Source organism: Paenibacillus sp. PDC88 (assembly GCF_900106725.1).
In the GTDB taxonomy this organism is placed as follows: Bacteria; Bacillota; Bacilli; order Paenibacillales; family Paenibacillaceae; genus Paenibacillus; species Paenibacillus shunpengii.
This window is the reverse complement of sequence record NZ_FNNT01000002.1, coordinates 267,082-281,224: the sequence shown is the minus strand read 5'-3', so window position 1 is coordinate 281,224 and position 14,143 is coordinate 267,082. Positions and strand designations below refer to the sequence as shown.

The following is a 14,143-nucleotide window of genomic DNA, read 5'->3' as shown; positions in this document are numbered from 1 at the left end:
TCTTCATTCCATGGATTACAAAATGGTCGCATGAACTTCTTCATGCATGGTTTGAACCGGCTTATTCCCCCCGTCCACAAATACAACGGTCGGCTTATGTTGAACTGCTTCTTCATTGGACATCATTGCATAAGCAATAATAATAACTGTATCTCCAGGCTGAACCAACCGTGCAGCAGCACCATTAAGGCAAATTGTACCTGTTCCGCGCGGCCCAGGAATGACATAAGTCTCCAGTCTTGCTCCATTGTTGTTATTGACAATTTGAACCTTTTCATTTTCCAGAATATCTGCAGCTTCCATCAAGTTACGATCAATGGTAATACTGCCTACATAATTTAAGTTTGCTTCCGTTACCGTTGCACGGTGAATTTTAGATTTCATCAATGTTCTAAACACGGGAGAGCACCTCTGCTTTCTGCAGCCGATGATTGTCGATCAGCCTTGTTTTTCCGAATTTAACAGCCAGAGCAATAATTACATCATCCGGCTCTGTAATCTGCACACGATCTTCAATCGGCTCAAGTCCTGGGAAGGTTAAAATATCCACATAATCAATAACAGCCGTTTCGGACGTGTTGATCTCATCTATAATAAGCTTGCGAATTTGACCCACAGTCGCATCTTCCTGCTCCTCAGACTTCAATTGAGCCATTCTTAGTGAGCGGGACAAGACAAGTGCTTCATTGCGCTCCTTAGCGTTCAGATACACGTTACGTGAACTGAGTGCAAGCCCATCTGCTTCGCGAACAATCGGGCAAGGCACAATATTGATCGGCATATTAAGGTCTGATACCATCTGCGATAGAACAGCTACTTGCTGCGCATCCTTCATCCCAAAATAAGCGTTGTTAGGCTGTACAATGTTGAACAGCTTCGCGACCACGGTCGTTACACCATCGAAGTGACCAGGGCGTGATGCGCCGCACAGGCGGTCTGTAATATCAGCCACTCTAATCTTAGTCTTGGTAGGATGAGGATACATGACTTCTACAGTTGGAATAAATACGATGTCTATTCCTTCTTTGTTAGCAATCCCCAAATCCCGCTGCTCATCCCGTGGATACGTTTCAAAGTCTTCATTCGGACCAAACTGAATAGGATTCACGAAGATGCTCAGAACAACGATATCATTATTCTTTCGAGCTTCGCGCATCAAGCTTGCATGTCCTTCATGCAGGAATCCCATCGTTGGGACGAGTCCAACTGCCGGTTCTTTTCCGCAAACATTCTTTTTCATGGAGGCTATATGTGCCCGCAGCTCTTCAATATTCCGAACTGTTATCATGATCTGTTCTCCACCTTTGCTTTACTGCTTCCATATAAGGATTCAACTACACCATCTTCAGCAGTGAACACATGCTCCTCAGCAGGAAAGGATTTATTTTTGACATCCTGTACATAATTTCCGATACTGTCACGAATAATGGTTCCTACATCTGCATAAGTCTTCACAAATCTTTTAGGCATATATGGAGATGCATATTGCAGAACATCGTGGAAGACGAGCACTTGACCATCCGTACCACGCCCAGCACCAATTCCGATTGTTGGAATCGACAGCTCATTGGAAATTGCCTCGGCAACTGCCTCGGTAACCAGCTCCAGTACGATGGCAAATGCACCGGCTTCTTCAAGTGCCTTCGCATCCTCAAGCAGTCGTTTGGCGTCCGCAGCGTCCTTCCCCTGCACCCTGAAACCACCGATTTGATTCACAGATTGAGGTGTAAGTCCGATGTGTCCCAGCACGGGCACGCCTGCCTTCACAACAGCTCTAACCGTGTCTGCTATTTCAGCCCCGCCCTCAAGCTTCACCGCATGGGCGTGGCCTTCCTGCATAATGCGGCGCACACCCTTCAGGGTCTCATCTATTCCGCCGTGATACGTCATAAAGGGCATATCCGTTACGATAAATGTACTCTGTGCACCTCTAGCAACGGCACGGGAGTGGTATACCATATCATCAATCGTAACCGGGATGGTGGAATTATATCCGAGCACTGCATTTCCAAGAGAATCCCCTACCAGGATCATATCTACACCAGCTTCTTCAGCCAGCACAGCAGAAGGATAATCATATGCAGTGAGCATCGTAATGGGCTCTTTATTTTCTTTCATTTTTTTCATTTTCACAATATTAAGCGGTTTTTTGGTTGCTGCCATACAAGTGGCTCCCTTCTTTTCTGAAATACCGTAGATTTTTGATGCCATGTCTAAAGCTGTGTCCTACGGATGTGCTTCAGCCGATCTAACGGGGATGGCGCCCAATCCAGACGCACAAAAAACCTTTTAGTATCAAACTAAAAAGGTCCCATAAGTCAAAAAAGAGTCACTCGCGATCGTCCCTTCTGTCTCGGTCCTCTTCGGCTCAGAGCAGAATCCAACAACTTGGCATACGATTCAATTGTATTGAAACTCATGATAACTGACTGATGAGTGCAGTTCGATACATAATCAATACCGCCTCACCAAGAAAGTATACCAAAAATAAAGTAATTGTCTACTTATAAAAAGTTAAAAAATTGGTTCTCTCTAATTAAATAACCCAAATCGTGCATCAGCCAATCCATTACAAAAAAGGACACAGCAGCAAGCTAAACGCTTACTGCTGCTATATAATTTCAACCTCACCGGAATACACCACTCTCTCCTCACCACTGGGTGCAGCAATAACTAGCCCCCCGCTCGGATCAAGTCGTTTCGCGACTCCTTGTATGGTCTCCGTCAAAGTCTCAGTCCGTACCGCTTGACCGATCGATACAGAATGCTCTTCCCATTCCACTTGAATAGGGGTGAACCCTTCACTGGTATAACGATTATAGAGAAGCTCCATTTCGTTCAGGATTTCTGCTATGAGGAGCGCTCGGTCTATAGTATGTCCTGTTTCCAGCTTGAGCGACGTGGCAATCTCCGTTAATTCCTCTGGATAATCCTCAGCGGATAGATTGACATCGATTCCGATTCCCGCAATACAGTATTTTACTTTATTATCTTCCGTTGCCGATTCCAGAAGAATCCCGCATACCTTCTTCCCATGAATCAATATATCGTTAGGCCACTTGATCGCTGCTTCTGCGCCTGTCACGCTGCGAATCGCTTTGCAGACAGCAACTCCCGTCAGAAGCGTAAGCTGAGGCATATATCGGATAGGAAGCTCCGGCCGAAGCACCAGACTCATCCAGATGCCTTTACCTGCTGGAGAGAACCACTTTCTGCCAAGCCTTCCTCTTCCCGAGCTCTGCTGCTCAGCAATGAACAGTGCTCCTTCCTCTGTACCGCTCTCCGCTTGGGTCATGGCATCCACTTGAGTAGAGGTCGTGGTTTCCATAATCTGGATCTTCCTGCCCAATACTTTGGTGTTTAACTTCGCTTCAATATCAGTCACTTTATAAAAATCGGGGATAAATGTCATTCGATATCCCTTCCGCGATACCGCCTCAAATTCATAGCCCATGTCTCTCAATTGATTGATTTGTTTCCAGACTGCTGTTCTGCTGATGTTGAGTCTTCTGCTAATCTCCTCACCTGAAATAAAGGTTTGGGATGATTGCAAAAACAAATCAAGCAGCAATTTATTTTTCATCAGATGTCACCTTCTTCGCTGCCTCAAGCAATATGTCATGTTTGTTGACGAGTTGTCCTGTTACCACCTGCTGCAGCAGCCAATTCATCGTTTCACCGAGCCAAGGACCACCCTTACGGCCAGTGACACGAAGCAGATCAGAACCTGACAGCTCAAGCTCCTTCAAGCTGTAAATTCCCATCTCCTCGATCCATTCCGCTGCATGCTCCACCAGTTCCTTCAGCAGCAGATACTCCTCCCCGGTCATATCATAGAATGACTGAGGAAGCAGAGTATGAATGACATGCCAGTCTTCACTTGCCAAAACACCGTAGCGAAGAACGGATTGTTTCCATTCTTCTTGTAAATGTCTTCTATACTGTCCCACCTGAACATCCTTCACAATCTTTGAAATAGAGTTCAGAACAGCTTCATGAAGTTCAAGAAGTTTTGTCATTCTATCCTTTACTTTACCCGAATAGGTCCACGCTCTAAGCTTTTGATCTGCATCAGAGGAATTTGCACCCAGCAGCAACAACAGAAGTCCCAATCTGAATTCTGTAGCCTGTGGCAGCTTATCTAACAAGCTGAGAGCCGTACGATCCAGCCCGGATAATTCGACTGGCACCTTTACATAATGGAGCAGCTCGCTATCCATAAGTAAACAGACTCCTCTTGCAGGATATGGTCCTGCCAGCATTTTGTCCATTTCGGTCCGTACTCGTTCCATTGCGATGTGAGGGAGCTTGTCTCGTTCCGCTAGAATTCCATCCCAGGTTAAGGAGTCGATGTCGAAATCAAAAATGGATGCAAAACGAACGCCTCTTAGCATCCGAAGGGCGTCTTCTCTAAATCGTTCTTCTGCAAGGCCGACAGAGCGAACAATCCGCTGTTCAATATCAGTCACTCCATTAAAGGGATCGATGAGCTGTCCTACATAATCTCGTGCAATGGCATTCATGGTGAAGTCTCTACGCTTAAGATCCTCTTCCACCTGGTCTACAAATTGAACCTCGGATGGCCTGCGGTAATCTTCATAACCGCTCTCCGTACGAAAAGTCGTCACCTCAAAATGATAACCGTTCATTCGAACGGTTACTGTTCCATGCTGCAGCCCTGTCGGTATGGAGCCCTCAAATAATGCCATCACCTCTTCAGGCTTGGCCGAAGTCGTTATATCCATATCCGTTACGGGCCTATTCATTATCTCATCTCGAACACAACCACCTACGAAAAAGGCCTGATGGCCATGATCATTAAGCCTTTTAAGCACCTCTTCGCCCTGAATTGCCATGGCAGGATCGACATGCTTCCAATTGTTCATTTCCTAAACTCCTTTATAAATCTCCGATCAATGCTCCAGCCCAACCCCAACATTTTGCTGAGTAAGTACGCGGCTATATACTTGCTCATACTGAGCTGTAATTTTATCGATATCAAAATGATCACTCGATCTGTCAAGACAAGCCTGCTTGTAGCTCTTCATCATTTCTTCATTACGCAGCAGCATTAATGCATATTCTGCCATTTGCTTCGTATCTCCAATACCGGCAAGCAGACCTGTACTTCCATGCGTAACAAGCTCCGGAATTCCTCCAGCCGTTGAGCCGATTGTAGGAACTCCACAGGCCATGGCTTCCAAGGCTACAAGGCCAAAGCTCTCTTTTTCCGAGGGAAGGAGCAGCAGATCGGCCATGGAGATAACCTGTGCGACATCGTCTTGTTTGCCTAACAAGTGTACTCGATCTGTCAATCCCATTTCCTGTATTTTACACTGAATCTTGGGCAGATCAGGACCTTCACCGACGAGTATGAGCTTTGTCGGGAGCTCTCTGTTCACCCGGGCAAAGATATCGACGACATCCAGCGTTCGTTTAACGGGACGGAAGTTCGAGATATGCATCAGCACCTTCTCATCCTTGGAAGCGTACTCTGCCCGAAGTGATGCGCTGTTACGTGGATAATAAATTTTGTTATCTATAAAATTGTAGGTCAGATCAATCTTCTGTTTAACATCCAGCAGCTCATGTGTCTCACGGATGAGATCCTGCGATACCGCTGTCACTGCATCGCTCTTATTAATAGCAAGCTCAATCAAGTCCTTCAGTGACTCATCCTGAGCCAGCACCGTAATATCTGTACCATGCAGTGTTGTAACTACCTTCAGATCATCAGGCAGCATTTGCTTTGCCAGGTAGGCACACACGGCATGAGGAACTGCATAGTGAACATGAAGCAAATCCAGCTGTTGTGTCTTGGCAACCTGCGCCATTTTGGTCGCTAGTGATAAATCATAGGGTGGATATCGAAACACATAATAATCATTCACTTCCACCTCATGGTAAAAGATATTACGATGAAATTTGCCTAGTCTGAAAGGGATACTGTTCGCAATAAAATGAACTTGGTGCCCTTTTTCGGCGAGTCGCTTTCCAAGCTCCGTTGCCACGACTCCAGAACCGCCCAGTGACGGATAACAGGTAATCCCGATTTTTAAATGTTTGCCCGCTTGATTCAAAGGGAAGGGCCTCCTTTATAATGATGTCGATAAACCATGCTGATCATATATTAAATCGAGCGTTGTATGGACCTATACTTCCATATCGGATCCTGGCTTATATTTATGTACAAGCTCGCGCCAGCCAAAATCACCACGTTCCAAAGCCTTAACAAGGATTTCAGCCGTTGCTACATTGGTAGCCAGTGGTATTCCCTGCACATCACACAGTCTCAGCAGCGCATTGATATCCGGTTCATGCGGCTGTGCCATAAGCGGATCACGAAGGAAGATAATTAAATCCATTTCGTTCTTAGCCACAAGCGCTCCAATCTGCTGATCGCCGCCTAAAGGTCCGGACATAAACCGATGAATCTTAAGGTTCGTTCCTTCCATGATACGTTGACCGGTCGTTCCTGTAGAAAACAAGTTATTGCCTTCAAATGCTTTTTCATAAGCCGTTACAAAGTTAACCATTTCATCTTTTTTACGATCATGAGCAATAAAAGCGATATTAAGCATATATGTTCTCTCCCTTTTGATATCTGTATAAGCAGTTTAATTTGATTGATCACTTGAGTTGAAGCACTGATGGTATGATGAACAATTCCGTTTAGTCAATAAAATGATCAAAACCGTAAATCATGCCGGAGTACTCCATCACCTTCTGAATACCGATCTTAACACCAGGCATATATCCAGCCCGTTCATAAGAATCATGTCTAATCTTCAAGGTTTGTCCAAAATCACCAAAAATGACTTCCTGCTGTGCAAATACACCGGGCAGCCTCACACTATGTATGCGGAATCCGTTGTAATACCCGCCTCGTGACCCTTCAATCGTCTCCTCTTCATTCGGGTTACCTTGACGAAGTTCCTCTCGGTTCTGCGCAATCATCTCGGCAGTTTTGATCGCCGTTCCTGATGGTGCATCCAGCTTCTGATCGCCATGATACTCAATAATTTCGAGATTAGGCATATATTTAGCAGCCTGCGCTGCAAATTTCATCATTAGAATAGCCCCGATTGAGAAGTTGGGTGCAATCAGCCCTCCAATGCCTTTATCTTGACATTGCTTGTCCAAATCTTGAATTTGTTCTGGGGTAAATCCAGTTGTCCCCATAACAGGTCTTACACCGTATGAAATAGCGAGGGAGGTATGCTCATAAGCATATTGGGGTGTAGTAAAATCAACCATAACATCCGCATTAGATTCTCTCAGCGCATCCTCCAGCTGATCCGTAACCAGGACACCGCAAGGCTCTAGACCAACCAGCCTGCCAGCATCCTCGCCTGCTCCGGAACGATTAACGGCTGCAGCCAGTTCAAGTTCCTCATCCTGCAGAACTAGCTTGACGACTTCACGTCCCATGCGCCCTCCCGCGCCTACAACAACAACCTTCAACTTCTCTGCCACTTTAGAAACACTCCTTATATTCTAGCTTGATGAATTATTCTTATTTAGACTTCATTCGCTTGTGGAAATCCTGCAATAACTGTGTTAATTGATCATTCTGCGGCTCCAGCGATATCGCTTCTTTGAGCACCGCGATAGCTAGGATGTACTCATCCATTTCGGCATAGGCAATGGCTAGCCACACGTATGCATCCGTATATAGCGGATCGAGCTCGATCGACTTCTTCAGCTGTGCGAGTATATCCTCTCTGGCCTTAGACAAATCAGACGCGGAAGCTTCAATGAGCAGCCGTGCACCTGCAGTCAGCTTCTTCGCCTCAAGACTCCCTAGATGCATCATATATTCACCATGGTCTGGAGCAAGTTCTGCTGCTTTTTGAGCATGAAGCAAAGCTTGCTCCAGCTTCCCATTGCGTGCATAGGTAATGGAGCAGCGATAATGGATTTCGGCATTGTCTGGTTCCTTCTCAATGGCCGTCTCGAACCAATAAACCGCAAGCTCGTAATCACCATGCAAAATAGCCTTGTATGCTTCTTGGATATAAGGATAAGATTTCATGCTTGCTGTACCTCCCGGATATGGGTTAGTACAGCATATGTAAGGATGGATTATTCGGTGTCCTTTTTGGTCCAGCGATTCGCATCCCTCGTATTAAATTTATGCATCACTTTGTTGTGAGCCTCCGTCAGATCAATGCCGAGTGAGTTCGCAAAACAAAGGGTAATAAATAAAATGTCCCCAAGTTCAAGCTCAATGGAGTTGTCAGCCTCCGTAGATTTCTTGGGCTTCTCCCCGTATTCGTGATTGACCTCACGGGCAAGCTCGCCTACTTCCTCTGTCATTCTCGCAAGCATCGTCATCGGGCTGAAGTACCCTTCCTTGAACTGTGAAATGTAACGGTCCACTTCCCGTTGAATTTCAGCAAGACTTTTCTCCATACCAGTTGTAGCTCCTTACCGATAAATTTGCTTTATTCCAATGTTAACGTATTGAGATAGTGAAAACAAATCATTTTTTTAATCTGGGGAGGAAACAGGCATACTACGTTTGTACACCCCTCAGACTACTTTAACGAGTAAAATCACGGGTTATAAAATGCATGTAAAAGAACAATCAGCTCAGTGAGGTATATTGATGATAAAAAATAAATGGATTGCCCAATTAAAAATCATCCTTCCTATTATGCTCGGCACCGCCGTTTTTGCTTTTGGTCTGCTGTACTTCATCATTCCGAATCAGCTGATGGAAGGTGGAGTAACCGGAATCACCGTTCTGCTTAATTATGCGTTTGGTATCTCTCCCTCCTTATCGACCTTAGTCATCAATATCCCGCTGTTCATCCTGGGATGGAAGGTACTCGGTGGAAGACAAATTCTTTACACTGGCATCGGTATTGCTCTGCTCACTGTCTTTCTTGGCCTGTTTGAGAGACTGATTGAAGCAGGCTATATTGTACCGTTTAAGACAGAACATGATTTTTTGCTCGCTGCTCTATACGCAGGGGTAACGATTGGGACAGGACTTGGCATCGTCTTTCGCGCCGGAGGCACAACAGGCGGTTCCGATATCATCGCAAGAATCTTATCCCGCAGATCAGGAATCAGTATCGGTAAAGTGATGCTCGGCATTGATATTATCATTATTGGATCTTCCCTTTTTTTCATTCCTCTGGATAAGGTCTTATATACACTCGTGTCCGTCTTTATCAGCTCTAAGGTAATTGATTTTATTCAGGAAGGCGCCTACTCCCTTAAATCCTTTACTATAATAAGTGATCATGCGGAGCAGATTGCAGAGAAAATTACGGCTGAAATGGATAGAGGGGTCACATTAGTGCCGGCTGTCGGGGCTTATTCGAAACAAGCAAAGCATGTTGCCTATTGTGTGGTTGCAAGACAGGAGATTAGACAGCTGCAGGAGATCATTAAATTGGCAGATGCCAAAGCGTTTGTGATTATCTCGGAGGTGCAGGATGTATATGGCGAGGGTTTTAAAGAGGAATAGCCCGGATCACCGGGCTTTTTTTCGATACGGAATGACATGAGACTAACATCGATTACCAATAATTATCGTTGATTCACAATCTTCAATAACCTATCTTCTTGTAAATGGAGCCGTTTCTGTGCCTTGAAATTTACGATACCCTACATAAGCCAATACTGCCATAATGGTGGAGCCTATGAACAGCTCGGCAGCCCAAGGCTCAGGACCACTCGCAAACGGAGTGAAGGCCGTTTCATCCTTTTCCTTGCCAAACAGGGCATTTACAAATTCATCTCCTTGCTGCAAGGCTTCACCCACCGCTTCATAGTTCGGCTCTGAACGCATCGTCAGCCCCTTTAAATAGGACATCCACGAATCAAAACGTTCAATTTCATAAGGCTGCTTCTTGATGATTGCCGCAGGACGAATGGTTTCATAATGCTGCTCAAACTCTCCATATGTAACCATGAGTGAATCCGCTCGATGATTCAGCGCCCCTTCTTGAACAGCGGCAATATCCTCTTTCAATATTTTATAATATTGCAGCCACAGCGGCTTCTCGGGATGAGCAAGACTATCCACAGCCAGCCTTAATTTCGCAGAAGCATGCTGCAGAGAATCGGCAGCTGCATCCGTACTTGCGGATGCCTCCTTGACTTCAACGATGGTTTCGGTCAGTGCATGCATCCCTTCTACACTCGTTACCCCATCATAGGACATCTGCCCAACCTGAGTAGTTATTAACTGAACATCCTCCCGAACACCGACAAGATTGTTCTCGAGGGATTTCCGGTACAATGAAGTTGCTGTATCGTTCAGCTGCTTCATAAGCTCTGAATCAGCTTGTGTCTCCTGAACACTTGCAGCAGACACATTGGAAACAATCGCACCACTGAGCAGCGTACAGCAGAGCACAGCTGTAATTACACAGGAAGATCGTTTGATAAGCGAAAACATGGACATCCCCTCCTACCTTATCGTATGAGGGGATGTGAGAGCCTAGTACTATAATCGTTTGGTTTGTCTGAGCGCGATGAAGCCGGTAAGGATGGAGGCCAGTGAGAGCACTACTGTGAAATTTCGTACACGGTTTATGTAGACGTCAACAGCATCCGGAAGACCTGGATAGATGCCTTTCGTGTAATCTAGCGTATCATTGAGTAACGTCCATACACCAGCAAACACAAGACTGCCCAGTCTAAATCCGAAGAATCGAGCATACAGTAACACCTCGACAGCCATCGCCAGGTGAGAGGCAATCAGCATAAAATCCGACCAGATCATGTCTACTCCAAGAGACCAGCCTGCAACAATCATTACAACTGCCCATATACCGTATTTTAATGAAGTGACAAAAGCCAAAGCTTGAATCACATGTCCTGTTTTCTTCAACCAAGACGATGATGCAGGATACATTAAGAACAGAAGTGATATGGTAAAAAACAGACTTGCTGTCGGGCTGTCAGGAACAAATACAATGAGCCATACAGGATAATTGTCCAGCGTGGACTCCAGCTGCCCTCCATACCATATATAACCATAGACCGTTCCCAGTAGGTTACACAAAAATAATAACCAGAGAAAACCGCGATGCATGAGAAAGGCCCGGCTCCATAAAAAAGAAATCGAAAACACCTGTATCCCCCTCTGACAAAATTGCAATATGAAGTAGAGTATGTACATTATGTCTACATTCTGAAAAAAAACCTGACTGCGGCTGCAGTCAGGCTTTCAGCTATAACCTTTATTTTACTGTCCTGCTTTCTGAAGTGCAAGCCACTCTGCCAAGGTGTTAATATCTTCATCCGTGAGACCTTGGGCAATATTATTATCATATTGAGCCGGCATTCCACCTACACCTTCTTTGATGATCGTGAGAATTTCTTCCTGGCTGTGCTTATCACCGGTGCCTAGCAGCGCCGGAGCACCCTGCCCTTTCAAGTCCACGGCATGACAGCTTACACAGGTCGCTTTCTTATAAATCTCAGCTCCCGCAGCATCGGGCTCGACAATCGCGATCTCATCCTCCTGCTGAGACGGAGCAAATGATGTGGACTCGCCTGCCGCGTGCCTCTCCTCTGCTTCCTTCTCCCGCTGAATATGCTCCGGCTCCTGTCCCGTAGCTTCAAGCTCATGCTTGTAGTGTGTCCAGGCAACATTCGTTAAGTAGATAACCGAAACTATCGACAACAGCATGAGCGAGGAGGCAATCGGTCTTCTATAGAAGCGGCGTTCCTTACCCGTGTCAAGAAAAGGAGCCAGGAGCAGTGCACCGAACGCGACCCCAGAAACACCGAGTGTACCGAGTACGACATAATCTCCTGATGCGTATGGATATTTCAAGTATTGATATAAGAATAAGAAGTACCAGTCCGGCATCGGTATGACGTTAGCACTTGGATCAGCTGGATATCCGAGTGGAGCAGGCTCCGAAATGGTCAGTACTAAAAAACCAACCAGAACGACGACACCTACCATCCATTCTTTCAATAAGAAATTAGGAATGAATGCTTCGGATTTACCCGGATATGACGTATAGTCAGGCGGAGTAATAAAGCCCTCTCCCTTGCGAACCCGAGAATCACCAACAAATACAACCTTCTCATCTGATTTCTTCCCGTGTGCCATAGGCTTATCCTCCCTTCGATTATAGTGGTCCGGAGATACCTTGTCTGCGAATCATGATAAAATGCCCAACAAGCAGAATGAGCAGAACAGCCGGAAGGAAGAATACATGCAGAGCAAAGAATCTAGTTAAAGTTTCCGCTCCAACAATGGACCCGCCTTGTAAAAGTTCCTTGATAACCGGGCCAAGTACAGGCACCGTGTTTGCAATTTCAAGTGTAACCTTAGTCGCAAAATACGCTTTGTTGTCCCAGGGCAGCAGATATCCTGTTAATCCCAAGCCAAGCATGACAAAGAAGATCAGCATCCCGACTACCCAGTTCATTTCGCGAGGCGCTTTGTACGAACCAGTAAAGAACACCCGCATCGTATGTAGAAACATCATAACTATAACCAAACTAGCTCCCCAGTGGTGCATGCCCCGTACAATTTGACCGAATGCAACCTGGGTCTGTAAGAACTCTACGCTCGCATAAGCGTTAATGATATCCGGTACATAATACATCGTGAGGAACATGCCGGATAGAATCTGTATTACCGTAATGAAAAACGTAAGTCCGCCGAAACAGTAAACAAAAGCCGAGAAGTGATGAGCGGGATTCACGTGTTCAGGTACTTCATGGTCAGCAACGTCACGCCAAATCGGGGTAATGTCCAGACGTTCGTCGACCCAGTTGTAAATATTCTTAAACATCTACTCACGCCCTCCCTATTGGACTCTAGTATTTGGAACAATGCTTCCGAGATACACCCAGCCTTCCTCTTCCTTAACGGTGTATTCATCAAGCGGCGCTGAAGCAACCTCCAGCTGCTTGCCTTCCTTCGTATAATGCGCACCATGACATGGGCAGAAATATTCGTCTGGGAATGTCGGGTTATTATTGTATCGCACGGTACAACCCAGATGCTTGCAGATCGGCGATAAGGCGTAAATGACTCCATCCTCACCCCTCCTGATCCAGGCAACCAAGGACGAATTGCTTAGATACCAGCCATCTTGCTGCTTAAGCTCAAAAGTCACTTCCTGAGGCTCATCCGTGACCTTGCTCACTTCAATGACTTTTACAAAATCGCCTTCGTCATCCTTCTGCAGTATCGGGTCTACAGCAAAACGGATCATCGGCAGAGCTGCACCCGCAGCCATATAAGCCGTCGCACCGCCCAAAGTGTAAGTTAGAAACTGTCTGCGTGACATCTCTTTACGACCGGGTGGTTTTGGCAGTTGGTGCTCTTTGTCTTTATGATTGCTCATCCTCTTCCAACCCCCTTTTTCATCCAATTATTTCATTGTTCTTTTAAAATATTCCACAAATTACTAGGACATACATAATCATATATTAGCCTCCATTGACCGTCAAGAATTTGTCACACATTTTAAAATAAAGAATGGAAGCGTTATATTGAAAATGTTGGTATTTTGTCACAATTTATTTCAATCTATTGTAATCCCCATAATCGATACACCTCACGATGTATTTTTTGTGACAGTTGATTGATTTTTTCTGCTGATTCTTCCTTGCTGCTTCTCACCGAAATTTCACATTTAGGGCATGTAAATATCAAATCTGAAGCAGAAACCTCGGTGGGATTTATCTCTTGTCCTGTGCTCATGATGATGACAAACTTAAATCCGCTCGATTTCAATTGTCTGCATACATCATTTAAGGAGTTCAAATGCTCCTCCGCCGTATAATGAAATGCCGGATACGTGACTACCCGTCCTTTGAATGGAGTTTCAACGATATCAAGAAAATCTCTTAGATTTTCTAAAGCGCTTACAGCTTCAATAGGAGATTCCTGTCCCGTTAGGCCTGTATAGGGAATAATACATGTATCCAAGTAAGGCTTCCATTCCACCCATTCTTCTGGTCTGATCTCGCTGAATTTCAAACGTATATTCCTCCCTATCATGCTTGTTATTCTGTCTCTATTATAATGGTTGTTTCTACCAGATGGAAAGAGATTCAAGGAATTGAATGATATTTACAAAACACAAAAACCCCACTTATTATATGGTGAGACTCCAGCCATATATATAAGCGGGGTTGAACTAAATGA

The 14,143-nt window shown here is 45.3% G+C and carries 17 protein-coding genes; 1 reads left to right on the top strand and 16 read right to left on the bottom strand.

What is annotated here, in order from left to right; genetic code table 11:
• Nucleotides 1–15: 15 nt before the first annotated feature.
• From panD to BLW49_RS07885, 10 genes are all read right to left on the bottom strand, one after another.
• Nucleotides 16–399: an aspartate 1-decarboxylase gene (gene panD, locus BLW49_RS07930; protein WP_076312862.1), complete on the bottom strand. Its 384-nt coding sequence runs from the start codon at nt 397–399 to the stop codon at nt 16–18.
• Entirely contained in the window at nt 392–1,288 is an 897-nt protein-coding gene (gene panC / locus BLW49_RS07925) for a pantoate--beta-alanine ligase (RefSeq protein ID WP_076312863.1), read from the bottom strand. Before panC ends, panD begins: the two co-directional genes overlap by 8 nt.
• Complete coding sequence (panB, locus tag BLW49_RS07920; RefSeq protein WP_090723989.1) at nt 1,285–2,163, bottom strand: 3-methyl-2-oxobutanoate hydroxymethyltransferase; 879 nt, start codon at nt 2,161–2,163, stop codon at nt 1,285–1,287. The genes panC and panB overlap by 4 nt, the downstream gene beginning before the upstream one ends.
• A 448-nt stretch (nt 2,164–2,611) precedes the next feature.
• Entirely contained in the window at nt 2,612–3,586 is a 975-nt protein-coding gene (locus BLW49_RS07915) for a biotin--[acetyl-CoA-carboxylase] ligase (RefSeq protein WP_090723988.1), read from the bottom strand.
• Nucleotides 3,573–4,886: a CCA tRNA nucleotidyltransferase gene (locus BLW49_RS07910; RefSeq protein ID WP_076312866.1), complete on the bottom strand. Its 1,314-nt coding sequence runs from the start codon at nt 4,884–4,886 to the stop codon at nt 3,573–3,575. Before BLW49_RS07910 ends, BLW49_RS07915 begins: the two co-directional genes overlap by 14 nt.
• 27 nt (nt 4,887–4,913) lie before the next feature.
• Nucleotides 4,914–6,080: an N-acetyl-alpha-D-glucosaminyl L-malate synthase BshA gene (gene bshA / locus BLW49_RS07905; RefSeq protein ID WP_090723986.1), complete on the bottom strand. Its 1,167-nt coding sequence runs from the start codon at nt 6,078–6,080 to the stop codon at nt 4,914–4,916.
• A gap of 72 nt (nt 6,081–6,152) precedes the next feature.
• Nucleotides 6,153–6,581 carry a methylglyoxal synthase gene (locus BLW49_RS07900; RefSeq protein WP_047911160.1) on the bottom strand — a complete coding sequence of 143 codons (429 nt, stop codon included), beginning with the start codon at nt 6,579–6,581 and terminating at the stop codon, nt 6,153–6,155.
• Nucleotides 6,582–6,672: 91 nt separating this feature from the next.
• Nucleotides 6,673–7,476, bottom strand: coding sequence for a 4-hydroxy-tetrahydrodipicolinate reductase (dapB, locus tag BLW49_RS07895; protein WP_076312868.1), 804 nt, complete (start codon nt 7,474–7,476; stop codon nt 6,673–6,675).
• A 40-nt stretch (nt 7,477–7,516) separates the two neighbouring features.
• Nucleotides 7,517–8,035, bottom strand: a complete 519-nt coding sequence (locus BLW49_RS07890; RefSeq protein WP_076312869.1) for a tetratricopeptide repeat protein — start codon at nt 8,033–8,035, stop codon at nt 7,517–7,519.
• 50 nt (nt 8,036–8,085) lie between these two features.
• Complete coding sequence (locus BLW49_RS07885) at nt 8,086–8,415, bottom strand: nucleotide pyrophosphohydrolase (protein ID WP_076312870.1); 330 nt, start codon at nt 8,413–8,415, stop codon at nt 8,086–8,088.
• Nucleotides 8,416–8,611: 196 nt separating this feature from the next.
• Here BLW49_RS07885 and BLW49_RS07880 point away from each other — a divergent pair, with 196 nt between their 5' ends.
• Entirely contained in the window at nt 8,612–9,481 is an 870-nt protein-coding gene (locus BLW49_RS07880) for a YitT family protein (RefSeq protein ID WP_076312871.1), read from the top strand.
• A gap of 90 nt (nt 9,482–9,571) precedes the next feature.
• Here BLW49_RS07880 and BLW49_RS07875 read toward each other — a convergent pair whose 3' ends face one another.
• The 6 genes from BLW49_RS07875 to BLW49_RS07850 form a co-directional block, all read right to left on the bottom strand.
• Entirely contained in the window at nt 9,572–10,417 is an 846-nt protein-coding gene (locus BLW49_RS07875) for a sporulation protein YpjB (RefSeq protein WP_177178679.1), read from the bottom strand.
• A gap of 48 nt (nt 10,418–10,465) precedes the next feature.
• On the bottom strand, nt 10,466–11,056 hold the full coding sequence (locus BLW49_RS07870; RefSeq protein ID WP_076313516.1) for a DUF1405 domain-containing protein: 591 nt from the start codon (nt 11,054–11,056) through the stop codon (nt 10,466–10,468).
• 153 nt (nt 11,057–11,209) lie between these two features.
• On the bottom strand, nt 11,210–12,088 hold the full coding sequence (locus BLW49_RS07865) for a menaquinol-cytochrome c reductase cytochrome b/c subunit (RefSeq protein ID WP_090723982.1): 879 nt from the start codon (nt 12,086–12,088) through the stop codon (nt 11,210–11,212).
• 19 nt (nt 12,089–12,107) lie between these two features.
• On the bottom strand, nt 12,108–12,779 hold the full coding sequence (gene qcrB / locus BLW49_RS07860; RefSeq protein WP_047911153.1) for a menaquinol-cytochrome c reductase cytochrome b subunit: 672 nt from the start codon (nt 12,777–12,779) through the stop codon (nt 12,108–12,110).
• Between the two features lie 15 nt (nt 12,780–12,794).
• Nucleotides 12,795–13,337 carry a QcrA and Rieske domain-containing protein gene (locus BLW49_RS07855; RefSeq protein WP_076312874.1) on the bottom strand — a complete coding sequence of 181 codons (543 nt, stop codon included), beginning with the start codon at nt 13,335–13,337 and terminating at the stop codon, nt 12,795–12,797.
• Nucleotides 13,338–13,522: 185 nt separating this feature from the next.
• Nucleotides 13,523–13,975 carry a DUF2487 family protein gene (locus BLW49_RS07850; protein ID WP_177178678.1) on the bottom strand — a complete coding sequence of 151 codons (453 nt, stop codon included), beginning with the start codon at nt 13,973–13,975 and terminating at the stop codon, nt 13,523–13,525.
• Nucleotides 13,976–14,143: the final 168 nt, after the last annotated feature.